The following is a 25,776-nucleotide window of genomic DNA, read 5'->3' on the forward strand; positions in this document are numbered from 1 at the left end:
CTCTTTCTCAGCGGGCGCCGGAGAGACGCGGTTCGAAAGTCGTGGCGACGGCGGAGGCCAGCTCAGACGCGGCAGTGGCGACATAATCTCCGAGGACGGCCTCGAAACGGAAGAAGCCGTGGTTCATGCTCGGATGGTCGATCAATTCGACAGGGACGCCTGCCGCCCGCAGACGGCCGGCGTGATCGACGGCCTCGTCGCGCAGCGGGTCGTGACCGGCCACCAGCAGCACGGTCGGCGGCAGATCCGACAAGTCATCGGACAGTGCGGTGAAGCGGCGGTCTCGGCGGGACCGGACATCCGGACAGTAGTGGCCCATGAACCACCGCATCTCGTCGGTACCGATTCCGTCCGCGCTGGACGATCGCCGATAGGATGCCCGTTCCGTGTCGTGGTCGAGCACCGGATAGATCAGCACTTGCGCCGCGAGGTCCACAGCATATCGCAGGACCGCAGCGGCGGCCGCGGCGAGGTTGCCGCCCGCGCTGTCCCCGCCGACTCCGACCGGCGTTCGGCCCACAAGCGCGGCCACCGTTTTCACCGCAGCAACGGCGTCGTCGACCGGGATCGGGAACCGGGCCTCCGGTGCGAGCCGGTAATCGACGCTAACCACTTCTACCCCGGCATGCGCTGCGAGGTAGCGGCACACGTTGTCGGAGTAGTCTAGATCACCGGTGACCCAGCCGCCGCCGTGGAAGTACACAAGCACCCCAAGCGGATCCGGACGGACGGGTAAGTAGCGACGCGACAACAATCCGGTTGTCCCGAGCCGGGACTCCACAACCCGCGAGACGGCCGGCCCCGCGGCGCACAGGGCGTTGCCGACGCGGACGCGTTGCCGGGCGGCCTCGACGGTACCGAGGTGGATCGGCGTGTTGCCCGCGGCCTGCCCGCGGTCGAGCAGTTCACGCAGCCGCCGGTCCAGCGGCGTCGGCATCCCGCTCATCTCATTGGCTCCGTATCCTGATCGAACTCGGGAATCACCCGGTCCCGGAAGAGCTCCATCGTCTCGAGCAGCTGGTCCTGCGGCAGGTCATACCACTGCATCCGCAAGATCACGTAGGTGATGCCCTGTTTCTCAAGCGCCTTGAGCTTCTCGATCGCGGTGTCGGGATCGGTGAAGAGGTACGACTCGTCCGCAACCGTCTCGGCGACGCCAGCACCATCGAGGTGCCGGTACACACCGGAGGCGTCCGGCGCGTTGAACGCCGAGTACTTAGCGGTGAGCGCACCACGGGCCCGGAGACCGATCTCGCGAGCAAGAGCCGGATCCTCGCGGAGCACCAGCTCGCGGCGGACGACGAGCTCGGCGGCCGAATCCTTGCCCAGCCGGTCCCGTTCCGCGCGGTAGTGGCCCAACACGACGTCGAGACGATCCGGTGTCACGTGGGGCGGCACGATCCAGGCGTCGCCGAGGCGGGCCGCGCGACGGGCACCGGTCCGATGCGCGCCTGCGCCGATCCAGATCTGCGGTCCGCCGGACAGAACGGGCTCGAGGCTGATCCGCTGCTCTTCGATACGAAAGTGGTTGCCGCGGTGTGTGACGGTGCGGCCACTCCACAGCTCTCGGATGATCTCCACGCTTTCTTCGAATCGCGCCACCCGTTCGTCGAGCGGGATGCCGAACGACTCGAACTCGTTGTCCCGGTATCCCATTCCGAAACCCGCGACCACGTGACCGCCCGTCAGATGGTCGAGAGTGGCAAACTCCTCCGCCACCGCTACCGGATGGCGCAGCGGAAGGATGAACATGTTGGTGCCGACGTCCATGCCCCCGGCCAGCCCGGCAATGGAAGCGAGCAACGGAACCGGTTGCAGCGTAGGCATGTTGCCGAGGTAGTGCTGAAGTGCCCAGACGGACCGGAATCCGGATCGGCGGGCGAGTGCGACCTGCTCGTGTAGTTCCGCGAGCCGGGTCGCGTTCAGCGTGCCGGGCGGGAAGTCGTTCATGATAGCCAAGCCGAACTTCATCGTTTTCCCTCTCTGCTGCTGTGCGTGGGTGTGGTAGCGCCCGCTGCCACCCCCGCGCACAGGACGTCAGGCGCCGCCGATCGCGATCGACTGCTTCTCGAGATAGGCAGCAAGTCCCTCGGGCCCCATCTCTCGGCCGATTCCCGACTGCTTGAACCCGCCGAACGGCGTCCCTGGCGCCTGCGGGTTGCCGTTGATGCTGACCATGCCGGTTCGGATCCGGCGCGCCACCGTGACGGCGTGCTCGGTGTCGGAGGACCACACCGAGCCCGACAGCCCGTACGGGGAGTCGTTGGCGATGCGGACCGCGTCGGCCTCGTCTTCGTAGGGAATCACCACGACGACGGGCCCGAATATCTCCTCGCGCGCCACCCGCATCCCGTTGTCGACACCGATGAGCAGGGCGGGGTTCACGAAGTGTCCGGCGTCGAGGTCCGCGGGGCGGCCACCGCCGATGACGGTCGCCCCTTCTCGGGCCCCGACCTCGAGGTAGCCCTCGACACGATCGCGCTGGGCGGCGCTGACCAGCGGCCCGATGTCGGTCTCGGGGCCGAACGGGTCGCCGACCCGCAGTCCCGTCACGGCATCCGCCAACCGGTCGACGATCTCGTCGTATCGCTTTCGGGGGGCGAGGATTCGACTCTGCGAGATGCACAACTGACCGTTCACGAGCATCGCCATCGGCACCACCCGGGCAGCGAGAACGTCCAGGTCGGCGTCGTCCAGGACGATGGCCGCGGACTTGCCGCCGAGCTCGAGCGTCACGCGGGCCACCCGATCCGCGCACAGGGCCATGATCCGTTTACCCGCGGCACTGCTGCCGGTGAACGCGACCTTGTCGACCTCGGGGTGGCGAACGAGGTGCTCACCGACGTCGCGACCGGCGGGCAGCACACTGAGGACACCCTCGGGGAGTCCGGCGGCGTCGAACGCCTCGGCCAGCAGCAGCGCGGACAGCGGCGTCTCGGGTGCGGGTTTGAGGACGACCGAGCACCCGGCGGCGAGTGCGGGAGCGACCTTGAGGACGGGGCTGCTCAGCGGGCCGTTCCAGGGGGTGATCGCGCCGACGACGCCGACCGGGGTCTGGGTGACAAGGCTGCGCAGCGTGTCGTTCGAACCGTCACCGTCCCCGCGGATCTCGTCGAACGGGTAGCGCCGGATCAGGTCTGCGTAGTAGCGCAGCATGCGGATGGGATTCGGTACGTGCGCGCGCTCGCTGAAGCTGCGCGGGCACCCGAGCTCGCTGGTGAGGACGTCCACGGCGCGGCCGAGTTCCGCCTCGAGGTGGTCGGCGGCACGCTCGAGCACCGCGGCCCGCTCGTCGGCAGGAGCCTCGACCCACGTGCGGGCGTCGAACGTGGTCCGGGCCGCGTCCACCGAGGCGTCCACGTCCGCGGTGGATGCGAGTTGCACCGTGGCGAGCATGGTTCCGTCCGTCGGATTGCGGACGTCGACGGTTCCGCCGTCGCGGGAGTCGGTCCAGCGCCCGCCGACGAAGAGGCGCCCGCCGTGAGTGGGTGCGGTGTCGGCGCGGGTCGCGGTGGTCACTGCAGACCGCCCTTGACGAGCTTCTTTGCCAGGGAGTCGTTGATGACTTCGGTGGAACCCTCGTAGATCCGCATCGGCCGCGCCTCGCGGTACAGCCGCTCGATCTTGCTGCCGCGGACGAGGCCGAATCGACCCATCATCTGCACGGACCGGTCGACCACGCGCCCCGCGGCCTCGGTGGCACCGGCCTTGGCGAGGGACGACAGGTGCAGGTTGGCCTTGGGGTCACGAGCGGCTGCCGCGGCGGCGCGGTAGGCGAAGGTGCGGGAGAACTCGACGTCCACCCACGACTCGGCGAGCTGGTTCGGGATGGGGCCGAGCCGCGAGAGTGGCACCCCGAATTGTTCCCGCGAGCCGGTGTGGGCGATCGCCTCGTCCAGTGCGGCTTGGGCGAGGCCGACGGCGGCACCGGCCACGGACACCCGGAAGGTCGCGAGAGTTTCGAGCACTCGCGCGAAACCCTCACCGGGAGCACTGATCCGGTTTGCCACCGGCACCCGGACACTGTCGAAGACGATGTCGCCGAGGATATGAGGGGCGATGACCTGATGCGGCGTCCGAATCGACAGCCCGGGCGCATCGGCTGGTACGAGGACCAGCGAGTAGCCGTCGTCCTCCTTGGCGAGCACCGAATAGAAGTCGGCCGCACCGCCGTTGGTGATGAAGGACTTGTGACCGTTGACGACGATGGTGTCGCCCTCGGTTTTGACCGTGGTGCTCAGCGCCTTGAGGTCGGAGCCGACGTGCGGCTCGGTCAGCGCGAGCGCGGCGATGGACTCGAGACGCGCGACCCGGGGCAGCCACTGCTGCTTGAGGTCCTCGTTGTCCGAGGTGGAGAGACCGAAGCTGCCGATGCCCTGCATAGCAAACAGCGAGTCGAGGTGGGCGCACTCGTACGCCAGCGCCTCTCGCACGACGGTGACGGCAAGCGAGTCCACCTTCTCGTCGCGCCCGCCGTACGCGGCAGGAACCACGATGCGGGTCAGACCGCTCGCGGTGAGCAGTGCCCGCACCTCCTCGTCAACGACCTCGGACTCGTCGGCGCGGCCGGCGATGGGGGCGACGCGCCGCGCAAGGTCTCTCGCCTCGTGACGCAGTTCGAGGTAGCGCTCCGGAAGCTCGAACGGCTGCGGGTCCTGATCCACGGACATGGCGTCCCTTCTCCTGGTTTCGCGCTCACACGGGTGCAGCGCTCAATTCGTCGATGGCGGGGCCTGGCGGCCCGACTCCAAATCTCTTATCATCATTATCTATGATCTAACTCTCGTCAATACGTATCAAGAGATTCATGTCACGGCCCGGCCGGGCCCGAATTCGTCCCCTCGAAAGGAAGCCGATGCCCACCGAACACACCGATCCGCTGACAACCCCGAACCTCACCGGCAAGGTCGCCCTGGTCACCGGTGGCAGCCGCGGGCTCGGCCGCGCGATGGTCGCCGGGTTCGCCGCGGCGGGGGCCAACGTCGTGATCGCGAGCCGGGACGGCGAGGCCTGCGAGAAGTACGCGGCAGAGATCGCCGAGCGCACGGGCCACCGGGCACTCGGCGTCGGCGCGCACGTGGGCCGCTGGGCCGCCATCGACGCCCTCGCCGACCGCGCCTACGACGAGTTCGGCAGGGTCGACGTCCTGGTGAACAATGCCGGAATGTCGCCGCTCTACGACTCGATCGACGAGGTCACCGAGGAGTTGTTCGACAAGGTGGTCGGGGTGAACTTCAAGGGACCGTTCCGACTGTCCGCGAACATCGGCAGCCGGATGGCCGCGGCAGGCGGCGGCTCGATCATCAACATCAGCAGTGCCAGCGCAGTCCACCCTCGCGCTGGCGTCGTCCCCTACGCCGCCGCCAAGGCTGCTCTGAACGCGATGACGGTCGGGATGGCGCACACTCTCGGGCCGACGGTGCGCTGCAACGCGATCATGGCCGGCACCTTCCTCACCGACGTCAGCAAGTCGTGGGACATGGAGGCGTTCGGCAGGCGGGCCCAGGGCTTCGCTCTGAAACGCGGCGGCCGGCCCGAGGAGGTCGTCGGCACCGCACTGTATCTCGCGAGCGAAATGTCCAGTTTCACCACGGGCGCGATCATCCCGGTCGACGGCGGACACCCCTGAGCGATATGACATCGACGCCGCGGGCCCGGCACCGATCCGGTACCGTGCCCGCGGCGTGACGCGCGGATCTCGTCAAGCGGCCCCTCCGATGACGCCGCTGCTTCGCAGCGCGGCAAGTGATTCCACCGGCTCCCCGAGCAACTCCGTGATCAGCGCATCGGTGTGCTGACCGATCCGCGGCACGCCGTCGTATTCCGGTTGCGGGCTGTCCCTCATGTGCAGGATCGGGCCGGGCATCAGCACCGACTGCAACACCTCGACACCCTTGACCTCGACGAGGGTGCGTTCGAGGAAGTGCGGGTCGACCACGATGTCGCTGGAATCGTTGACCGGAGCGCACACCACCTCGCACTTGTCGAGGATGTGAAGTACCGTCTCCCGTGGATTACCTGCAACCCAGTCGATCACCTTCTGCTGGATGGCGTCGTTATTCTCCATCCGCGCCGGGTTCGTCGCGAAGCGGGGATCGTCGAGCAGCTCCGGTTGACCCATCGCGTGGAAGAGTCGTTTGGCGATCCCCTGGTTGGATGCCGCGATGGACAGCCACTTGCCGTCCGACGCCTGGTAGATCCCGCGCGGGGATGCCGATCCCGTGCCGTTCCCCACGCGGTCCTGGATCTCCCCGGTGGCGGTGTACTTGAGGACCATGTCACCGAGGATGAACATCAGCGGCTCGTACAGTGCGACATCCACCTCCTCCCCCACGCCGGTGCGTTCCCGCCGCAACAGCGCCATCGCCGCGCCCATCGCCGCGGAGATGCCCGCGATCGAATCCGCGAATCCGAACGGCGGGGACGTGGGCGGCTTGTCGGCCCAGCCGTTGACGTGCGCGAAGCCGCTGGCCGTCTCGGCGACGGTGCCGAATCCCGGGCGATCCGAATAGGGTCCGGTCTGACCGAATCCGGACACCCGCACCAGCACCAGCCCAGGATTGGCCGCACTGAGTTCGTCGTAGCCGAGCCCCCACTTCTCGAGGCGGCCCGGACGGAACGACTCGACGACGACGTCGACCTCGGCGGCGAGCCGACGGACCAGGTCGCGACCCGCATCGGTGCGCAGGTCGACGCCGATCGAGCTCTTGCCCGCGTTCAGCCGGGTGAATCCCAGCGACAGCCCGTCCTTCTGCGGAGTCCAGTGCCGGGCAAAATCACCGGTCTGCGGATCTTCCACCTTGATCACCCGCGCGCCGAAGTCGCGGAGCATCCGGCCGACGGTGGGGGCGGCGTACATCGTGCCCAGTTCCAGGACGGTGATGCCATGGAGGGGTGCGGTCGACGAGTCGGTCATGCGGTGTCTCCTTCCGTCAGCTCGGCGGCATCCGCGAGCCACTCGAGTGCCTTGTCGTAGTGCGCTCGGTCGATGTGCAGCCCGCGATAGCGGACGGCGCCGTGCCCGGCGCGTTCCCCGTCCTCGTAGGCGCTCGCCAACCCTCGGTAGAAGTCGACGTCGGCGGCCGACGGGGTGAAGGCCGCGTTGACGACCGGCACGTGTGAGGGATGGATGACGACCATTCCACGGAATCCGAGGCGGCGGCCGTCGTCCGCGAATGTCGCGAGGCCGTCCAGATCGTTCAGTTCCTCCCACAGGCCGGTGAGAGCGTGAATGCGGGCTTCGCGACAGGCCAACAGGATCCGGCTGCGCAGGTACAGCGTCTCGGTACCCTCGGGACTCCACTCGAACCCGACCTCACGGGCTATGTCCGCATGTTCGGCGGTCGGGCCGATCATCGCCCCGATGCGTGTCGAGGCAAGGGCGATCTCCCGACAGTTGTGAATGGCCCGCACCGTTTCGACCGGCACGATCAGCCGAAGGCGTTGAACGCCACCGCGCAGTTCGAAATGGTCGAGCAGCGCGTCGTAGGCGACGACGTCGTGCACCGTCTCGATCTTCGGCGCGAAGATCCCGGTGAGGCCCGGCACCACCGCGGCCTCGAGGTCCGCGCCGGTGAGTCGGGTGCCGAGCCCGTTCGGCCGGACGAACAGTCCGACGCGCGGGTCCTCTTCCCGGATCGCGATCACCGTCTCTGCGACGGTCTTACGCGCGGACTCCTTCTCCGCGGTCGGGACGGAGTCCTCGAGGTCGAGCACGATCGCGTCGGCGCCGGAACCCAGTGCCTTGAACGCCCAGTCCGGCTTGTGCCCCGGCACGAACAGCAGGGTGCGGTACGGCTTCATCGACATTTCCATTCACCCAGCAGGGACGAGCGTGCGGTCGGCAGTGTCTGCGGTGACGCCCTCGTCACGCAGCACGGCCTTACGCACCTTCTCCGACGGCGTCTTCGGCAGAACGTCGACGAAACGGACATAACGAGGCACCGCGAACGCCGGGATCCGGCCCTCGCACCGAGCCCAGATCTCCTCGGCGGCAATCGGTTCCCGGGTAACGATGACGGCGAGCACCTCGTCCTCGCCGCCGTCCACGTCGGCCCGCACCCCGATGACTGCGCACTCGACGATCTCGTCGATCGACAGGATCGCCTGCTCCACCTCGTAGGAGCTGATGTTCTCCCCGCGCCGGCGCAGTGCGTCCTTGTAGCGGTCGACGAAGTAGTACCACCCGTCTCCGTCGCGGCGCAGTGCGTCTCCGGTGTGGAACCACAGGTTCCGCCACGCCTCGACGGTCTTGTCGGGCATCGCGTAGTACCCCTGGCTGCACGTCCACGGCAGCTTCGGGCGCACCACCAGTTCGCCGACCTCGCCGACGGGTACCTCCTCGTCGGTGTCCGGGTCGACGAGTCGAACGTCGAACCACTCCGACACCGCCAGCCCCGCGGCGCCCGCGGGGCGCTTCTCGCCGTACGGGGAGAGGATGGGTGCGCAGGTCTCGGTGAGCCCGAACACCTCCACGAACGCCTCCACCCCGAATCGCTCCGCGAACTCGTCGACCATCGACGCGGTCGGAGCGGCGAAGATGCAGCGCAGGGAGTTGTCCGCGTCGTCGGGCCGTCGTGGCTGCTTCCATGCGAAGTCCATCATCACGCCGAGGAAGTTGGTCACCGTCACCCGGTTCTCCCGAACGAAGTCCACCCATCGACTGGCACTGAACTTGGGCCGGACCACCAGTCGGGCGCCCGCGATCAGGGCCGGGTACACGGCCATGAACTGGGCATTGCCGTGGAACAGCGGCGTCATCGTCAGATAGGTGTCGGCCGCGGTGAGCCGCGTCAGTGCCACCACCTCCTCGGCAAAGAAGTACATCTGCGCGTGCGGCATCGCGACCCCCTTCGACGGGCCGGTGGTGCCGGAGGTGAACAGGATCGACGCGATGTCCTGGGGCCGGGGCGCCGGCAGTACGGCGGGTTCGCCGTCCAGCAGCGCCTCCCACGGATCCGCGGTCCAGCCCTGCTCGCGCAGCACCCGGAGCGCGGACCCGAGCGCACCGGTCCCCGTGTCGATCACCCAGAATCGCTGCACACGAGCCGAACTGGATGCGACGGCGACGAAACGCTCGGCGAACGCGTCGTCGATCACCGCCCATTCCGGTGCGGTGGTGTCCATCTGGTGCCGGAGGAACTCACCCTCGTACGCGGTGTTGATGGGCACCTCGACCAGTCCCGCGAAAGCGGAGCCGAACCACGTCCGCACGAAGCGAGACGAGTTTCCTGCCATGATGAGGACGCGATCCCCCGCGACGGCGCCGCCCCGGTGCAGCGTCCCGGCGACAATCTCGCTCTCGCGCAGCATCTCTGCGTACGTCCAGTGCGCCGACTCCTCCGGAGCGACGAGGAAGGTGGCGTCCGGGGTGCGCGCCGCATGATGGCGCAGCACCGTGGGCAGCGCCCAGTCGTGCGGGTCGGTGAAGGTGGGTTCGAGATCCTCGTACACCCTGGTCATGTTGCGTAGCACCTCGTTACGAATCCGGTAGTGGTCGATGCGTCTGGCTGTCAGCGGGAGATGAAGCCCTCGTAGTCGTTGGCGGCAACCTTCTCGCAATGCCGCCGGAAGTTGCCGACGCCGCCCACATAGGGCATGAAGACGCGCGGCTTGCCGGGTACGTTCGCGCCGAGGTACCAGGAGTTCGCGGTGAGGTAGAGGGTGCCCGCGGCTGCGTCCTGCACCTGCTGGCCCCAGTCCTCCTCGTCCTCGACGGTTGCGGCGGCGTAGGTGTGACCGAGTTCCGTGAGGCGCTCGATGTAGTCGGTGATCCACTCGACGTGCTGCTCGACGGACATCAGCACGTTGCTGATCACCGACGGACTGCCGGGACCGGTGACGGTGAACAGGTTGGGGAATCCGGCGGTGGCGACACCGAGCAGGGTGCGCGGTCCCGCATGCCACTTCTCTTGGAGGCTCGTGCCGTTCTCGCCGCGAATGTCCATGCTCAGCAGTGCCCCGGTCATCGCGTCGAACCCGGTTGCGAAGATGATGACGTCGAAGTCGTACTCCGCCTCGGTGGTCCGGACACCCGCCAGGGTGATCGACTCGATCGGCGCCGACGACACGTCGACGAGGGTGACGTCGTCGCGGTTGTAGGTTTCATAGTAGTCGGTGCCCAGCGCGATCCGCTTCGCGCCGATTGCGTAGTGCGGGCTCAGTTTCGCGGCGACGTCCGGGTCGCGGACGATCTCGGCGATCTTCCCGCGAACGAAGTCGGCAAGGGTGTCATTGGATTCCTGGTTGCGCAGCAGGTCTCCGTACGCACCTGCGATGTCGGATCCGCCTGTCTTCCAGTGCTTCTCGTACCGATTCCGGCGCTGTTCGGGCGTCTCGTCGAGCGCCGACATGTCGTTGAGCTCACGGAGCAGGCCACCGGGCGCGTAGCGCGCCCGATCCCGCAGCATCCGATAGTTGGACTTGAAGTCCGCCACGTACCGGTCGGCGAGGGGCGCGTTCCGGGCCGGCAGCACGAAGTTCGGCGTCCGCTGGAACACGGTAGTGTGTTCGGCCTGGGCGGCAACAAGCGGAATCAACTGGACACCGGAGGATCCGGTGCCGATCACCGCGACCCGCTTGCCCGTGAGGTCGACGCCCTCGTGCGGCCAGTCCCCGGAGTGGTACCACTCACCATCGAAGGAATCGAGCCCAGCGAAGCCGGGAATCCGGGCGGACGAAAGACATCCGGTGGCCATGATCACGAAACGTGCTGTGCGGGTAACACCGTCGTCGGTGCGTACCGTCCACCGCGATCGGGTCTCGTCGAAGTGGGCGCTGATGACGCGAACCCCGAACTCGATGTCGCGGCGTAGATCCAGCCGATCCGCAACGTGGTCGATGTACCGCAGGATCTCGGGTTGAGTCGCGAACCGCTCGGTCCAGTTCCATTCCTGCTCGATCTGAGGATCGAACGAGTAGGAGTATTCCATCGACTGCACGTCGCAACGGGCACCCGGATAGCGGTTCCAGTGCCATGTCCCGCCGACACCGTCACCGGCCTCGAGCACCCGCACCGACAGTCCCTGACCGCGCAGCCTGTGCAGTGCGTAGAGACCGGCGAATCCCGCTCCGACCACCACGACATCCCAGTCGGGTTGGTCCGGGTGAACTCGCGCAGCCGACGAGACCGAGGTGTGAGACATTTCGTACCCTTTCAGACGGAACGTGATGCGCGCCACGCTCACCATACATTCAATGCGCATCAATAGCATCATTTTCTTCGCGCCCATCCCGTAAGACCCGAGTCGCACGGAGCGACCACCCCAGCCGCGCCCACCTCCTTGACGGTGATCTAATTCATATGCACCATTAATATTTATTCATCCCGAATCGCAGCACATCGAACGACGAGAACGAGGAGCTCATGGGCGACATCGAGACCACCGAACGCGGTTCCGCACTCTGGATCACACTGAACAGGCCCGAACGGCGCAACGCATACGACGGCGCGATGGCCGCGTCGATCTCCGACGCGCTCGAGTCGGCGTCCGGCTACCGCTCGGTGGTCGTCACCGGTGTACCGGGCAGCTTCTGCGCTGGCGGATCTCTCGGCGCGCTCGCCACGCCGACGGTCACCGAGATGCGCGGACTGTACCGCGCATCCCTCCGACTGTTCGATGCGATCCGCAACTGCCCCCGCCCGGTGATCGCCGCCGTGAACGGCCCCGCCGCGGGCGGCGGGAACGAACTCGTGGTCGCGTGTGATCTCGCCGTAGCCGCCCGCTCCGCGACATTCGGCCAGACCGGCCCCCGAGTCGGGAGCTCACCCGTCACGGGCGCGACCAATGTTCTCGGCGTCCAGATCGGCGAGAAGCGCGGTAAGGAGATGGCCATGCTCTGCCGCCGCTACACCGCCGATCAGGCGCTCACGTTGGGCCTGATCAACGAGGTCGTCGACGACGACCTCCTTGAGGAGACCGTCGTCGGCTGGACGGAGGAGATCGCCGCGCTGAGTCCGCGCTACCTCGAGATCACCAAGATCAGCTCCAACGTGTGGTGGAACAGCGCCCGTGACTCGTTCTCGGCCGGACTGGGCATGCTCGTGCAGGCCATCGGCAGCGACGACATGCTCGAGGGCGCAAACGCCTTCATCGAGAGGCGGTCTCCACGATTCCCCGATCCGCAGTGAACACCCCGAACCGCCAGGGCCACGGCACTCCCGATCACCCGACCGTAATGACAAGGACGCAGTCATGACCCAGATCCTCGATCCCGCCGACATCCGCGCGATCATCGCCGACCGGGCGTTCCTCGAATGCCCCCGATGGCACGACGGCCGACTGTGGGTGTCCGACCTCTACGCCCACGAGGTCCTGTCCATCGGCGAGGATGGTGACGTCCGAATCGAAATCGAACTCGACGGGCAGCCCTCCGGTCTCGGCTGGCTACCCGACGGCCGCCTACTCGTCGCCTCGATGCTGGACCGGAGGATCCTGCGCCGCGAACATTCCGGTGAGATCGTCGAACACGCGGACCTGTCCGTCCTGTCCCCGACCAAGATCAACGACATGGTCGTCGACGATGCCGGCCGGGCATGGGTGGGCAGTTTCGGATTCGAGTTCCGCAGCACCTCGGCCGTTGAACCCGCAGATCTGATCCGTGTCGACCCCGACGGCACCATCACGGTCGCCGCGACGGGTCTGCGCTTCCCGAACGGCGCGGTCGTCACCCCGGAGGGCACCTTGGTGATCGCCGAGAGCATGGGTAACCGGCTCACCGCCTTCGGTCTCGCCGCCGATGGCGAGTTGGTGAACCGCCGCACGTGGGCGGCGTTCGGGGATGACGTCCCGACGACATCCGTGCGGGACGCGATGTCGGCATCCGCTGTCGCCCCGGACGGAATCTGCCTCGACGCCGACGGCGCCATCTGGGTTGCAGATGCCCTGAACCGACGTCTTGTCCGGGTCCGGGAGAACATCGGTATCGTCGACGAGATCCATTTCGACACCGGCGTGTTCGCCTGCATGCTCGGCGGGGCGGACGGGCGTACCCTCTATGCCTGCGCGGCACCGTCGTCGTCGGAGCACAAGCGCACTCACACCCGTGATGCGAGCCTGCTCGCCGTGCGCGTCACCGTCCCGCACGCCGGGAAGCCGTGACCGGCGCGAGTGGACTGCGGGCTGTCCGCCCACTTCTGCCCCGTGCGCGAATTCGGTAGTCGAAGTTACCGAATTCACGCACGAGGCGCGGAGCGCCCTACCTTCCCTGCCAGCGTGGTGCGCGCTTCTCCGTGAAGGCACGCGCACCTTCCTTCGCGTCCGCGGAAGCCCGGACGGGCTCACTGATCTCACGCTGTCGCACGAACTGCTCCTCGAGCGGCCAGTCCACCGACTCGACGATGATCTGTTTGGTGGCCTCGACCGCCAGCGGGCCGTTCGACGCGATCTCCTTCGCGATCGACAGTGCCTCCGCGAGCGCACGACCCGGTTCGGTCACGACGTTGACCAACGCGGCACGGTAGGCGTCCTCGGCGGTGATGAATCCACCGGTCAGCGCCCACTGCATCGCCAGGTGGTACGGCGCGCGTCGCGGCAGCCGCATCAGGCCACCGGCTCCCGCGACCAGACCGCGCTTCACCTCCGGCAGACCGAACTTCGCGTTGTCGGCGGCGACGATCAGGTCGCACGCCAACACGATTTCGAAGCCACCGGCGAGTGCGTATCCCTCGACTGCCGCGATCATCGGCTTGGCCGGAGGCTGCTCGGCGATGCCCGCGAACCCGCGGTCGGGTAGTGACGGTCGCTCGCCTGCGAGGAAACCCTTGAGGTCCATGCCCGAGCAGAAGGTGCCGCCTGCACCGGTGATGACGCCGGCGACGAGATCGTCGCGGGAGTCGAGTTTCTCGAGGGCGGCCGCGACGGCCTGCGCCGTCGCCAGGTTGATCGCGTTCCGCGCCTGCGGACGGTTGAGGGTGACGACCTGGACGCCGTCGATCTGTTCGACGAGGACGGGCACGTCCGAGACGTCAGCGGTGTCGGAATCGAATTGGGTTGCGGTCATGGAATTTTCCTCTCGTGACGGGTCAGCGCGGCGCCATGCGAATGGCGCCGTCGATCCGGATCGTCTCGCCGTTGAGCATCGCGTTGTCGACGATCTGCAGTGCCAGGGAAGCGAACTCGTCGGGTTCGCCGAGGCGTGACGGATGCGGGATCTGCGCCGCGAGTCCGTTCTTGATCTCGTCGGAGAACCGGCTGAGGATGGGGGTGTCGAAGACGCCCGGCGCGATCGAGCACACCCGGATCAGCTTGGTCGCGAGGTCGCGAGCGGCGACGAGGGTCATGCCGACGACGCCGGCCTTCGCCGAGGCGTAGGGGATCTGGCCGATCTGCCCTTCCCAGGCCGCGACGGACGCGGTGAGCACGCAGACTCCGCGTTCACCGTCGACCGGTTCGTTCGCCGCCATCCTGGTCGCGGCCAATCGCAGCACATTGAAGGTGCCGACGAGATTGATGTCGATCAACGTCCGGTAGAGCTCCAGGTCGCCGGACGTGCCGTCCCGGTTCACGAGACGCACGGTGCCGCCCCGTCCTGCGCAGTGTACGAGCGCCCGGATCGGCGCCCGCTCCGCCGCGAGATCGAGCGCCGCGTCGACGGCCTCCGGGTCCGTGACGTCGGCCGCCCCGAATGTTGCGAGCGGGCCGAGTTCCTCGGCGACCGCCTTGCCCTGCGACTGAGGCAGGTCCAGCAGCACCACCGGGACGCCCCGGTCGACGAAGCGTCGCGCGGTGGCGAGTCCGAGTCCGGAGGCACCGCCCGTGACCACGGCGGAAGAGTTGTCGAGTTTCATCGGTGCACCGATACCTTTCGGTCGATCGTGGTGTCGTTCACTGGATCAGTTCGATGACGGTGGCGTTCGCCATTCCGCCTGCTTCGCACATGGTTTGCAGCCCGTACCGGCCGCCCCGCTGTTCGAGTTGGTTGATCATCGTGGTCATCAGCCGGCAGCCGGAGGCACCGAGGGGATGACCGAGGGCGATGGCTCCGCCCGCGGGATTGAGCTTGCCCACGTCGACGCCGAACTCGCTTTGCCACATCAACGGAACCGATGCGAAGGCCTCGTTGACCTCGAACACGTCGATGTCGCCGACGCCGAGACCCGCCTTCGTGAGCACCTTCCGTGTTGCGGCGATCGGTCCGGTGAGCATCAGTTCGGGATCGGAGCCGACGACGGCGGACGCGACGATTCGCGCTCGCGGTCTCAGGCCGAGGCGGCGCGCCTGCTCCGCCGACGTCAGCAGCAGTGCGCTCGCACCGTCCGTGATCTGGGAGGAGTTGCCTGCCGTCACCTTCCACTCGAGGTGGGGGAAGCGGGCGCGGTTCTCATCGGTGTCGAAAACGGCGTCCAGCGATGCGAGCTTGGCCGTCGTGGTTCCGCGTCGGATGCTCTGGTCCGAGTCCTGGACGACCCAGTCCACTGTGATGGGGACGATCTCGTCGTCGAAGCCGCCGGTGTCGGCGACCGCCGCGGCTCGCTGGTGGGAGCAGGCCGCATACTCGTCGAGCCGGGCGCGGGACAGCTTCCACCGGTCGGCGACGAGTTCTGCTGCGACGCCCTGGGACACGAGGCCCGGGTACCGGTCGCGGACACCGGGCCCGTGGGGGTCCTTCCCCATCGCGGCCGATCCCATGGGGACGCGGCTCATCGATTCGACACCGCCGGCGACCACCATGTCGTAGGCACCCGCCGCGATACCCCAAGCGGCGAAATCGACTGCTTGCTGGCCCGATCCGCACTTGCGTTCCACGGTGACGCCGGGGACGTGGTCGGGGTAGCCTGCCGCGAGCCAGGCCTGACGTCCCGGGGTCGCGGACTGCTCACCACTTTGGTTCACGCATCCCACGATCACATCGTCGAACAGGGCGGGGTCGACTCCGGTTCGGTCGACAAGTCCGGTGAATACTCCAGCAAGAAGGTCGGATGGATGAAGAACGGACAACGCGCCGCCGGCCTTGCCTCTACCCATGATCGACCGAACCGCGTCGACGATGACGACTTCAGCCATAATTTCTCCTATTCATTGTCATGAATACGATACCGCGGCGATGCCGCGGTGGCGAGAGCCTTCCGGGAATTCCCTCTAGTCGCAGCCGCTCTCATTAATCTATGCTCACCAATATCATTAATGAAGGGATATGCTCCGATGACCACTCCGACGACTGCCGATACCACCACCGACACCGACGAGCACAACGCAGTACGCGCGCTCGCCGCCACCCTCGGCCGTGAGCGTTACGCCCCGCTGGCTGCGGAATGGGACGCGAACCGTACGGCCTTCCCCCACGAGGAGCGGCGCCGCCTCGGATCCCTCGGCCTATTGGGAATCGCCCTTCCCGAGGAGTACGGCGGCTCCAACGCTCCCCTGCGCGACGCCCTCGTCGTCATCGAGGAACTCGCAAAGCACTGCCGTCCAGCGGCTTTCCAGGTATTCGAATCCAACACCGGCCCCGCCCACGTCATCTCCCTCTACGGGACCGAGGAACAGAAACGACGATTCCTGCCGAGCATCGTGACCGGTGATGCCACGATGGCCGTGGCGATATCCGAGCCCGACGCCGGATCCGCGGCCACCGACATGACGACCAAGGCCGTCGAGGTACCCGGCGGGTACCGGATCACGGGCAACAAGCGATGGATCTCCAATGGCAGTGAGGCCGACACCTACCTGGTCTACTGCAGACTGAGCGACGCTCCAGGCGCCAAGGGCCTCGGCGCGATCCTCGTGGAGGCAGACCGGCCCGGCGTCAGCTTCGGTGCGCGGGAGAAGCTGATGGGCTTCCGCGGAATCCCCTCGGCCGACGTTATTTTCGATGATGTCGAGGTGCCCGAGGAGAACCTGGTCGTCGGCCCCGGCGGCTTCCGCACGCTGTTCTCGGCGTTCTCGATCGAACGCCTGGGCAATACCACGATGAGCCTGGCGATCGGGCAGGCCGCGCTGGATCGCACCGTCGAGTACGTGCAGCAGCGTACCCAGTTCGGCAAGCCTCTGATCGAGTTCCAGGCGGTGCAGATGACGTTGGCGGACATGGTGCTCCAGGTCGAGGCGGCGCGCAGACTGCAGGAGCGGGCGGCGGACTTCCTCCCGGGCACGCTGCCGAACACCCTCGACGTCTCGCTCGCAAAGTGCACGGCCAACGAAATGGCCAAGCGGGTGACCGATCTTGCGATGCAGTTGCACGGCGGCAACGGCTACACCGAAGAGTACGGCCTCGAGCGCCTGCACCGTGATGCGCACGGCTGGGCGCTGGCGGGTGGAACACCCACGATGCAGCGCACCCGCATTGTCTCCGAACTACTCGGCCGGAGTTTCGACCAGCGTCGCTGATCCGATCTCCGGAGGGGTGCAGGTTCCTGCACGGGCCTGCACCCCTCTTCTCGTGGACGGAACCGTCCGTGGGTAACACACACGTCACCGGACGACGAAGCCCCGTGTGCGACGCTGTCGCGCCGCACACGGGGCTTCTCGTTACGGTTCGGTCGTCACACATCCCACTCGAGCGGGAGTTCGATCAGCGACAGTTGACCACCCCGCTCGACTAGTTCCGCACCGGGCCTAATGTGGTAGTTCGGAATGCGCGCGTGCCACTCCCGCAGCACGATCCGAAGCTCGAGACGCGCCAGGTGCATGCCGAGGCACCGGTGCGCACCAGCGCCGAACCCGAGGTGCTGGTTGACGCCCTGGCGTCCGAGGATGTACTCGTCCGGGTTCGGAAATTTGCGCGGATCCCGGTTCGCCGAGCCGATACCGAGCCACACCACGTCCTTTTCTGACATCGATAGACCGTTGAAGTCGTTGTCGTGTGACGTTTCTCGGCCCGCCTGGAACACCAGCGGGTAGAGTCGAACAAATTCCTCGACCGCCGCCGGGACGAGCGAGAGATCCTCGACGAGCTCACGGCGGTGCTCGTCGTACCGAGCGAGGTGCGCGAACATATACCCGAGCGCGCTGCGCGTGGTGTCCAGGCCTGCGAGCATCAGCGTCATGCAGATGGTCAGTATGTCCTCGTGGGAGATCGGCTCGTCGTCGATCCGCGCCTCGATCAGGCGGCTGACGAGATCCTCCTTCGGATCCTTCGGATTTTTCCGCCGATCGTCGACCGCAACGTCGAAGTAGTCCATGATCTCACGCCCGGCTGCCTGCGCGACGTCCTTCGGCCCGCCGAAGAATCCGTCGAAGACCTGATCCACCCAGGGCAGGAAGAACTTTCCGTCGCTGACGGGCAGTCCGAGCAGGTGCAGGAACATGTCCGTGGGGTACTCGATCGCGAACTGCTGAACGAAGTTGCACTTCCCCGCCGGCTTCAGTTCCTCGATCAGCTCGATGCACCGGTCGGTGGCCGCCTGCTCGAGGCGGCGCACCGCAGCGGGCGCGAAGAAGGGGTTGATCACCTTGCGCAGCGCCACGTGCGGAGCCCCGTGCAGGTGCTGCGGCAGCAGGTCCACGGTCCGGCTCGGGTTCAGGGCGCTGGTGACATTGGTGGTGTACTCTTCGGCGCGCTGAAAGGCCTCGAGAACGTCGTTGTAGCGAGTGAGCATCCAGAATCCACGCTCGGTGGTGTCGTTGAACTGGAACCGCGATGCTTCCCGGTCTGCGTCGAGTACTGCGTAGTGACTCAGCATCGGCCCGTCGGCCGTGTAGTCGGTGTGATTGAAGGGGCAGCCGGACTGCTTTTCGGCCTCCGCACCACCGGATCCCGTGGCTGCCGAACGTTCGTCTTGGATGGTCATGATGTTCGCCTCTCCGTCGGATGGCGCGCCGCCACCGCTGTGCGTCTGATTCTCTAATTAATGATAATCATTCGTCTATTGTCAACCCTGTCCGCGCTGGACTGCGACCACTAACGGAACGTGATCACCGAACGCGCACCGACCGAGTTGCTCAGCCCGTCCAACGCATCGTTGACAGCGTCGAGTTCAATGAGATCGCTGAGCAGGGAATCCAATTCGATTCGCCCGTCGAGGTAGAGCCGACAGTACAGCGGGATGTCGAGGCGGAAGCGAGTCGATCCCATCTTCGTCCCCTGCAGCCGCTTCTCGAGCAGCAAGTCGGTGGCCCGGATCCGCACCTGCGTATCGGGCCGGGCCACCCCGACGACGGTGGCAACCCCCTTGGTGTCGAGCATCGCGAAGGCCTGCTCGACGGTCGCGGCGATGCCGACCACTTCGATCGCGTGATCGACACCGCCCCCGGTGAGTTCGCGCACCGCCTCGACGGGGTCTACGGCGGATGCGTCGACGACGTCGGTGGCACCGAATGCCTTCGCGAACTCCAGCTTCTGCGGGAGTCTGTCGATCGCGACGATTCGCGACGCCCCCGCCAGCCTCGCTCCCTGTATGACGTTCAATCCGACACCACCGCAACCGATCACGGCGACGGTCTGTCCCATCTGCACCCGAGCGGCCCGGCGGACGGCCCCCAGCCCGGTGATCCCGGCACAGCCGAGCAACGCGGCCCGGTCGAGAGGCATCTCCTCCGGCAGCTTCACCAGGGTGCGCTCGTGGACGAGCATCTCCTCCGCGAACCCACCCAACCCGACGAAGGCGTCGACCGTCCTGCCGCCCAGAGACAAGCGGGGCGTCGTGTCGTTGGACCTGGCGCGCTTCTTGTCCTCGCAGTGTTGCAGTTCGCCCGCCATGCACCAGCGGCACACCCCGCAGAACGCCGACGCACACGTTGCAACATGATCACCCGGCTTCACATAGGTGACGCCCTGGCCCACCCGTTCCACGATGCCAGCCGCCTCGTGACCAAGGACCAGCGGTAGGGCGAGGGATTGAGCACCGTGCTGCATGGTGTGGTCGGTCTGGCACACACCGGACGCGACCGTCCGGATCACCACCTCGTCCGGGGCCGGGTCCGCGATCGTGACGTCCTCGATGACCAGGTCACTGCCGAACTCGTGAAGTACTGCCGCGCGCATTGCGTTTCTGTCTCCTAACCGCCCGAGGTGAGACTCGGGACGAAGGTGGCGATCTGGGGGAAGAAGATGAGGATGACGGTCACGAGGATCGCCATCGGCATGAACCACCACACGGCCTTGAAGACGTCGTTCATGCTGATCGTCTGGCCCTGGTTCACCTCGGGGTCCTTGGTGATGCTGTGGATGATGAACGAGAGAATGCCGACCGGCGGGGTCACCACGGCGAGCTCGCCCATGAACACCGCGAAGACTCCGAACCAGAGCAGCGAGATGTCAAGCGCCTCGAGGGTGGGCATCAGGATGGGAATGGTGAGCACCATCATCGGCAGCGGCTCCATGAACGTGCCCATCACGATGTAGATGACCATCATCAGGAGTAGGAACTCGACCCGTCCAAGCGACATGCCCTCGATGACGGAGGCGAATCCGGAGCTGATTCCGGTGAGTGTCAGCATCCGGGACAGCACCTCGACGCCGACCAGCATGAAGAAGATCGCGCCGACACTGCTCACCGCGCCCACCGAGGCATCGGTGACGGCCCGCAACGGCTTGTCGCGCCGCTTCCACCAGACAGTGACGACCAGCGACAGGGCCGCCGCCACCGCCCCCGCCTCGGTGGCGGTGAACAGCCCGGAGAACATGCCGACGACGATCACTGCGATGAGCAGGCCGACCGGCCAGATCGACGCCAGGCTCCGGAACCGCTGTCCCAAGGCGATCGATGGCTGCTCATACGCTGCGCCCTTGCCCGCCCATCCCGGGTGCAGTTTGGCGAACGCGACAATCATGACGGTGAAGAGGACTGCAACGAGGATGCCCGGGCCGATGCCCGCGAGCAGTTGCGGGCCCACCGGAACCTCGGCTATGCCGGCGTAGATGACGAGCATGATGCTCGGCGGGATCAGCTGTCCGGGCAGGCCCGCGACCACGACCGAGCCGATGGCGAGACGCTTGTCGTAACCGGCCTTGAGCATCTCGGGGATTCCGATGCGCGCCAGCGCATAGGTGGTGCCGACGGACGAACCGCTAACCGAGGCCAGCCCGGCGCCGGCCAGGTTGGTGCCGACCGCGAGTCCACCCGGCAGCCAGCCGAGCCATTGACGCGCCGCAACGTAGACGCTCTCCGTCAGGCCTGCACGCCACAGCAGCAGACCCATGAGGATGAACATCGGCACGACGCTGAGGGTCCAGCTCGCGACTGCGGTGTAAGGTAGTGTAGTCATGGTGCTCATCACGAGTTGCTCGCCACGCAAGGCATACATCCCGAGCAGTGCCGGCAGGATCATGGCCACGGCGATCGGCATACGCATGAAGATCAGCGCCAGCATCATCGTGCAGGCGAGCACACCGATGACCTCGCGCTGCAGTGGCAGGAACATGCCGACCGTGGATCCCACGAGGACGACAGCGGTGACAGCGAGCGCTGTCCACGAACGGACTCCCGACGAGCGGTCCTCGGGGCCCGCTGCTGCGTGATTTCCTGTCGGGCCGGGTGTGGTGATGACAGATTCAGTGGTGCTGGTCATTTCTTCTCCAAATCCGCAGCGACCTGCTCGAGGACCAGTTCCTCCTCGAGGTCACCGACCATGTGGTCACGCTCCGGGTGCATGATGGCTCGCACCGCGGCCCAGAGGAACTGGGCGGTCAGACCGGCGAATGCCAGGGGGACGAGAAAGTAGGTGGGCCACGAGATCACGGTGCTGACACCCGCGGTCTTCCCGATCTCCATGGCGTGCACTGCCTCACCCCAGCCGAACCAGGCGAATCCGACCGTGACCGCGGAGCTGAGGACGAGCATCAGGGCGAGCGCGTACCGTTTCGTGACACTGGGCAGTATCTGGAAGACGAGGTCGGCGGCGATGTGCTGACCACGGTGCTGCGCCGCAAGGAAACCGAGGAACGCGACGATCGGGACGTACCAGTACTGCACGATTTCGAGTGTGTTTGGTAGTGGTTGATGAACAATGGTGCGTAGCAGTGCGTTCAGGGTGATATGCACCATCATCACGAAGGTGACGATCACTGCGGGTACCTCGATGAGTAGTTCGAGCGGACGAAATCCGCGCGCGTCGGGCACCAGAGAGGTGTCGGTCATGTCTTCTCCATCAGGAGCGGCGACCGGGGTGAACGCTCAACGCGAGTGTCCACCCCGGTCAGGGGCGGAGTTCAGGAGGGACGATGCGGGAGGAAGACCTCCTCGTAGACCTTGCTCACGTAGGGGTCGAGATCGATCTTGCCCGGGGTGTACCAGGTGGTGAATCCGTTGAAGTCGACCGTGTTCTCGTAGCCCAGCTCGGCAACGATGTCACTCCACTTCGCGGTGCTCGCCTTGACGTTCTCGACGTATGCCGCGCCGTCGAGCGCGGCGTTGCCCTCGATACCCTTCAGAAGGTCGTCGTTGACGGTGTGCATCGCGGACCGGGCGTCGTCGGTAAAGACGTCGAAGCGGCCTCCCGCCGCAGCGACCTGGGTGCCCGCCTCGGCGGTGTTCTCCCAGATCTTCTCGATGTTGCCCTTCAGGAACACGTCGAGGCGATCGTAGAAGAGTTGCTGTGCGACCAGCGGAAGAGACTCCCACACCTCGGTGTTGATCGACATCGACCCCGGAGCCAGCGCGAATCCTGCCGTCGGGTCCACCACCACATGCGGCGCTGCGGGGATGAATCCACCCAGCGCCGCGACGGTCAGGCTGGACACCGAGCAGTCGACGACACCGCGTTCGAGACTCTCGAACTGTTCGGTGTACGGAACCGAGACGGCAGTGACGCCGAGTGCACCGAGTTGCTCGCTCTGCGCGGTGCCGCCGGACGCAGACTGGGCACCGCTCAGCGTCGACAGACTGTTTCGAGGTTTGTTGCATAGCAGTGCGTTCGGACCGGAGTTGTACGACGGCATGAGCAGTGTCAGGCCCTTATCGGTGAACTCCTGGGCAACCTCCGGCGTCTGGAACGCGACCTCGAGCGGCCAGGCGTTGGACTGCAGCGCACCCCGGATCACACTCTGGTCGGACATGAATGTGGATTCGACGTAGGCGGCGTTGGCCGGGTACTCCTTGGGTTCGTAGATCGGTAGGGTCTGGCCGATATCGAGGCGGCCGTCGAGGAGGGCGTCATCCACTTCGGCGGGCGGCGCAATGGCATTGGAGTACGCAATCTCGAAGGTGATCTTCCCGTCGGACCAGTCGGTGATGTCCGCGAAGTACTGTTCGAGGTTCCGTCCGGTGACCGAGCCCTTGGGAGCTGTGCTCTGGGTGTTGAGTTGGATGGGCTCGACGACGGCGAACGCTCCCTGGTATTCCTCCTTGGTCGCCCCGTAAGCAAGTCCATCACCGCCGCTGTTACCCCCGGTCGTACCGGATGATTCGGCACATCCGGCGAGCGCGAGGACGCTCACGATCCCGAGCGCAGCACCGCGGGCGAAGCCCCGCCGTCCAGTCCAGCGAGCGAACCCCCGCAGCCGGGTCCCGCGAGCGAAGTCCTGCCGGTTGCCTCGCATTGTGGCCATAGGTCACTCCGTCAGTTCAGGTTGCCGACGCACCGTCAGCAAAGTCGATTTCGGTTCGTTGCTCAGCGTCATATCGCGCAATCAAGTGATTCACATCACCATGAATATCATTCGCCTGAATTCACGGAAGGTCAAGAGATTGTGCGCATGAATTACCGTCTCGCCAGACGACCAGGGCATCCAATGCCTCCACGACGTCGCCGTCCACACGGAGCGGATTGATCTCCAGCGATTGGAGATTCGGCTCGAGCCGGGCCGCCAGCCCGGCCACTGCCTCGATCGTCGCAGCGACCTTGTCCATATCTGCGGGCCTGCCGCCACGCACACCGTCCAGGATCGCAGCGCCACGCAGCCGACCCAGCATCCTGCGCGCCTCCGCGCGGTCCACCGGCAGCGGCGCGAGCACAACGTCGTCGAGCACCTCCACCAGCACTCCACCGAACGCGACGGCGACCATCAGACCCCAATCGGGTTCCCGCGTCACCCCCACCAGCAACTCAATCCCACCGGCGCGCATCGGCGAGACCAGCACCCCGTCGAGCACCGCCCCTTTCGTCTCGGGTGGCGAAGCGGCAGCCACGATCTCGTCGTACACCACGGCGGCGGACTCCGCCGCGACCCCGAGCCTGACACATCCAAGGTCGCTCTTGTGCGGGATGTCCGCAGAGACGATCTTCATCGAGACCGGCACCCCGAATCGACGTGCGGCCGCGGCGGCCGCCGCTCCCGAATCGACGTGCGCAGCAGGCACAACCGGAACCCCTACCTCCTCCATCAGCTTTCGCGCGTCGACCTCCGAGCAAGGGGCCGGCCGGTCGCCCGCGACACCCATCGCCCGCCACGCGGGCTCCGCGGCAGCCCTTTCCACTGCGGGGCGTCGCGCCGACCAGCGAACGACTCGCGCGAAGGCGTCCACACCCAGCCGCAGCCCCGGGATCACGTGCGGAACCCGTCCCATCTCGAGCGCCGCCCGCGCAGCCGATCCAATCGGTTGGGTGACCTGGGTCAGATAACTGCCCGGCACCACGGCGTTCGCGATTCCCGCCCCGATGGCATCGACGAGCGGCTGCCCGTAGAACTGTTCACCACCATCTCCGAGCGGCAGACTGTTGACGACGAGCACCGCACCGACCTTCGGGTCGCACCCCACTGCCGTCACCGCGGTGGTGAACAGTTCCGGGTCCACGATTGCCGCACCGGTGACGTCGAGCGGGTTCTGCACGTGCCCGTAGGACGGCATCGCCGAGCCGACCGCACTCACCGTGTCCGGGGACAGTTCCGGTATCCGAACCCCCACTTCGTCGGCGAGGTCCGCGACGATGTCGCAGGCGCCGCCTGAGATCGAAACCACCCCGAGCCCGTCCCGGTCGAGCGGTCCGGTGTGGGCGGCAAAACCGGCGGTGACCAGCATGTCCTCGATGGTGTCCACTCGAATGACACCGAGTCGCTCGAAGACGGCATCGACGACGCGGTTGTCCCCCACCAGCGCCCCGGTGTGCGCGGTCGCCGCTCTCGCCGCGAGTTCGCTCCGGCCCGCCTTGAGAACGACGACAGCCTTGCCCGCCCGCACCGCCCGCCGGCACGCGGCGGCGAACACCTCGGGGCGGCGGATGCCTTCCATGAACACGGCGATCGCGTCGACCGCATCATTCTCGACGAGAAGGTCGACGAGATGCCCCACGGTGACCATCGCCTCGTTGCCCACCGTGAACACATGGGATAGGCCCACTCCGGACAGTGCCGCGAAATCCTTCATCGCCCCGCAGCTCGCACCGCTCTGCGAGATCAGTGCCACAGCGCCCGCCCGTCGCGGCGGGTCGGCCAGGGCCATGGCCGGGATCCCCGCCGCGACGTCGACGAATCCGAGAACGTTCGGCCCGAGCAGCACAACGCCGAGTTCGGCCGCCAGGTCTGCGAGCTGCCGCTGCCTGCGCGCCCCGTCCGGCCCGGCCTCGGTGAAACCGGAGCTGAGCACGAGCACCGCCGTCGCACCTGCCGCGGCCGCATCGCGCACCGCACCCCCCGCGGCCGCCGCAGGCACCATCACGAAGGCGAGGTCGATCGTGGATCCGACGGCGACGCAGGTGGGGTGGGAGGGCCGGTCGTGCACCCGGGCCGAGCTCGGATTGACCAGATGGGTCGTCTCTGCGTGTCCTGCCGAAACAAGGTTGCGGTACACCAGCTTCGAGAAGTTCGACTTGTCGCTGGCGCCGATCAGCGCGAAGCTCGTCGGGGCCAGTGCCGCACGCAACCTCGCGGGCGTGATCGCCGAAACGGGATCGATCGGATGTGACATGTCTGTCCTCCCTGCGGATACCCGCACGTGCGTATCGGTTGTTCCTGCGTGCACTG

At 66.6% G+C, this 25,776-nt stretch carries 21 protein-coding genes; 4 read left to right on the top strand and 17 right to left on the bottom strand.

Features of this window, described 5'->3' with window-relative positions; all coding sequences use genetic code 11:
- Positions 1-7: 7 nt before the first annotated feature.
- The 4 genes from ACZI8W_RS17945 to ACZI8W_RS17960 all read right to left on the bottom strand — a co-directional run bounded on the left by ACZI8W_RS17945 (position 8) and on the right by ACZI8W_RS17960 (position 4,670).
- Positions 8-946 (bottom strand): alpha/beta hydrolase, encoded by a 939-nt coding sequence (locus tag ACZI8W_RS17945; RefSeq protein WP_463369857.1) that lies wholly within the window; start codon positions 944-946, stop codon positions 8-10.
- Positions 943-1,959 carry an LLM class flavin-dependent oxidoreductase gene (locus ACZI8W_RS17950; protein WP_463369858.1) on the bottom strand — a complete coding sequence of 339 codons (1,017 nt, stop codon included), beginning with the start codon at positions 1,957-1,959 and terminating at the stop codon, positions 943-945. Before ACZI8W_RS17950 ends, ACZI8W_RS17945 begins: the two co-directional genes overlap by 4 nt.
- A 78-nt stretch (positions 1,960-2,037) precedes the next feature.
- Positions 2,038-3,519: an aldehyde dehydrogenase gene (locus ACZI8W_RS17955; protein WP_463369859.1), complete on the bottom strand. Its 1,482-nt coding sequence runs from the start codon at positions 3,517-3,519 to the stop codon at positions 2,038-2,040.
- Positions 3,516-4,670 carry an acyl-CoA dehydrogenase family protein gene (locus tag ACZI8W_RS17960; protein WP_463369860.1) on the bottom strand — a complete coding sequence of 385 codons (1,155 nt, stop codon included), beginning with the start codon at positions 4,668-4,670 and terminating at the stop codon, positions 3,516-3,518. Before ACZI8W_RS17960 ends, ACZI8W_RS17955 begins: the two co-directional genes overlap by 4 nt.
- Before the next feature lie 185 nt (positions 4,671-4,855).
- Here ACZI8W_RS17960 and ACZI8W_RS17965 point away from each other — a divergent pair, with 185 nt between their 5' ends.
- Complete coding sequence (locus ACZI8W_RS17965) at positions 4,856-5,629, top strand: SDR family NAD(P)-dependent oxidoreductase (RefSeq protein WP_463369861.1); 774 nt, start codon at positions 4,856-4,858, stop codon at positions 5,627-5,629.
- Positions 5,630-5,701: 72 nt separating this feature from the next.
- Here ACZI8W_RS17965 and ACZI8W_RS17970 read toward each other — a convergent pair whose 3' ends face one another.
- From ACZI8W_RS17970 to ACZI8W_RS17985, 4 genes are read right to left on the bottom strand one after another with little or no spacing between them, the layout of a single operon-like run.
- The gene (locus ACZI8W_RS17970; RefSeq protein ID WP_463369862.1) at positions 5,702-6,916 is read right to left on the bottom strand and encodes a CaiB/BaiF CoA transferase family protein; all 1,215 of its coding nucleotides are present in this window, start codon (positions 6,914-6,916) and stop codon (positions 5,702-5,704) included.
- On the bottom strand, positions 6,913-7,803 hold the full coding sequence (locus ACZI8W_RS17975) for an HpcH/HpaI aldolase/citrate lyase family protein (protein WP_463369863.1): 891 nt from the start codon (positions 7,801-7,803) through the stop codon (positions 6,913-6,915). The genes ACZI8W_RS17970 and ACZI8W_RS17975 overlap by 4 nt, the downstream gene beginning before the upstream one ends.
- Before the next feature lie 12 nt (positions 7,804-7,815).
- Positions 7,816-9,462, bottom strand: a complete 1,647-nt coding sequence (locus ACZI8W_RS17980) for an AMP-binding protein (RefSeq protein WP_463369864.1) — start codon at positions 9,460-9,462, stop codon at positions 7,816-7,818.
- A 50-nt stretch (positions 9,463-9,512) separates the two neighbouring features.
- Positions 9,513-11,144 carry a flavin-containing monooxygenase gene (locus tag ACZI8W_RS17985; RefSeq protein WP_463369865.1) on the bottom strand — a complete coding sequence of 544 codons (1,632 nt, stop codon included), beginning with the start codon at positions 11,142-11,144 and terminating at the stop codon, positions 9,513-9,515.
- A gap of 221 nt (positions 11,145-11,365) precedes the next feature.
- Between ACZI8W_RS17985 and ACZI8W_RS17990 the strand changes: the two genes are divergently transcribed.
- Together ACZI8W_RS17990 and ACZI8W_RS17995 are read left to right on the top strand one after the other, a co-directional pair.
- Positions 11,366-12,130, top strand: a complete 765-nt coding sequence (locus ACZI8W_RS17990; protein WP_463369866.1) for an enoyl-CoA hydratase/isomerase family protein — start codon at positions 11,366-11,368, stop codon at positions 12,128-12,130.
- Positions 12,131-12,194: 64 nt separating this feature from the next.
- On the top strand, positions 12,195-13,100 hold the full coding sequence (locus ACZI8W_RS17995) for an SMP-30/gluconolactonase/LRE family protein (protein ID WP_463369867.1): 906 nt from the start codon (positions 12,195-12,197) through the stop codon (positions 13,098-13,100).
- A 97-nt stretch (positions 13,101-13,197) separates the two neighbouring features.
- Here the strand turns inward: ACZI8W_RS17995 and ACZI8W_RS18000 are convergent, their stop codons facing one another.
- From ACZI8W_RS18000 to ACZI8W_RS18010, 3 genes are read right to left on the bottom strand one after another with little or no spacing between them, the layout of a single operon-like run.
- Positions 13,198-14,001, bottom strand: a complete 804-nt coding sequence (locus tag ACZI8W_RS18000; RefSeq protein WP_463369868.1) for a crotonase/enoyl-CoA hydratase family protein — start codon at positions 13,999-14,001, stop codon at positions 13,198-13,200.
- Between the two features lie 22 nt (positions 14,002-14,023).
- Positions 14,024-14,788, bottom strand: coding sequence for an SDR family NAD(P)-dependent oxidoreductase (locus tag ACZI8W_RS18005; protein ID WP_463369869.1), 765 nt, complete (start codon positions 14,786-14,788; stop codon positions 14,024-14,026).
- A gap of 37 nt (positions 14,789-14,825) precedes the next feature.
- Positions 14,826-16,004: a thiolase family protein gene (locus tag ACZI8W_RS18010; RefSeq protein WP_463369870.1), complete on the bottom strand. Its 1,179-nt coding sequence runs from the start codon at positions 16,002-16,004 to the stop codon at positions 14,826-14,828.
- A 138-nt stretch (positions 16,005-16,142) separates the two neighbouring features.
- Here ACZI8W_RS18010 and ACZI8W_RS18015 point away from each other — a divergent pair, with 138 nt between their 5' ends.
- The gene (locus ACZI8W_RS18015; protein WP_463369871.1) at positions 16,143-17,324 is read left to right on the top strand and encodes an acyl-CoA dehydrogenase family protein; all 1,182 of its coding nucleotides are present in this window, start codon (positions 16,143-16,145) and stop codon (positions 17,322-17,324) included.
- A 155-nt stretch (positions 17,325-17,479) separates the two neighbouring features.
- Here the strand turns inward: ACZI8W_RS18015 and ACZI8W_RS18020 are convergent, their stop codons facing one another.
- The 6 genes from ACZI8W_RS18020 to ACZI8W_RS18045 form a co-directional block, all read right to left on the bottom strand.
- Positions 17,480-18,727 carry a cytochrome P450 gene (locus ACZI8W_RS18020; protein WP_463369872.1) on the bottom strand — a complete coding sequence of 416 codons (1,248 nt, stop codon included), beginning with the start codon at positions 18,725-18,727 and terminating at the stop codon, positions 17,480-17,482.
- A gap of 110 nt (positions 18,728-18,837) precedes the next feature.
- On the bottom strand, positions 18,838-19,920 hold the full coding sequence (locus ACZI8W_RS18025) for a Zn-dependent alcohol dehydrogenase (protein WP_463369873.1): 1,083 nt from the start codon (positions 19,918-19,920) through the stop codon (positions 18,838-18,840).
- A gap of 14 nt (positions 19,921-19,934) precedes the next feature.
- Entirely contained in the window at positions 19,935-21,446 is a 1,512-nt protein-coding gene (locus ACZI8W_RS18030) for a TRAP transporter large permease (RefSeq protein ID WP_463369874.1), read from the bottom strand.
- Positions 21,443-22,015 (bottom strand): TRAP transporter small permease, encoded by a 573-nt coding sequence (locus ACZI8W_RS18035; protein ID WP_463369875.1) that lies wholly within the window; start codon positions 22,013-22,015, stop codon positions 21,443-21,445. The genes ACZI8W_RS18030 and ACZI8W_RS18035 overlap by 4 nt, the downstream gene beginning before the upstream one ends.
- Before the next feature lie 71 nt (positions 22,016-22,086).
- Complete coding sequence (locus ACZI8W_RS18040; protein ID WP_463369876.1) at positions 22,087-23,424, bottom strand: type 2 periplasmic-binding domain-containing protein; 1,338 nt, start codon at positions 23,422-23,424, stop codon at positions 22,087-22,089.
- Between the two features lie 121 nt (positions 23,425-23,545).
- Positions 23,546-25,720, bottom strand: coding sequence for an acetate--CoA ligase family protein (locus ACZI8W_RS18045; protein ID WP_463369877.1), 2,175 nt, complete (start codon positions 25,718-25,720; stop codon positions 23,546-23,548).
- Between the last annotated feature and the right edge of the window lie 56 nt (positions 25,721-25,776).

The sequence above is a fragment of the Rhodococcus ruitaii genome, assembly GCF_055230935.1.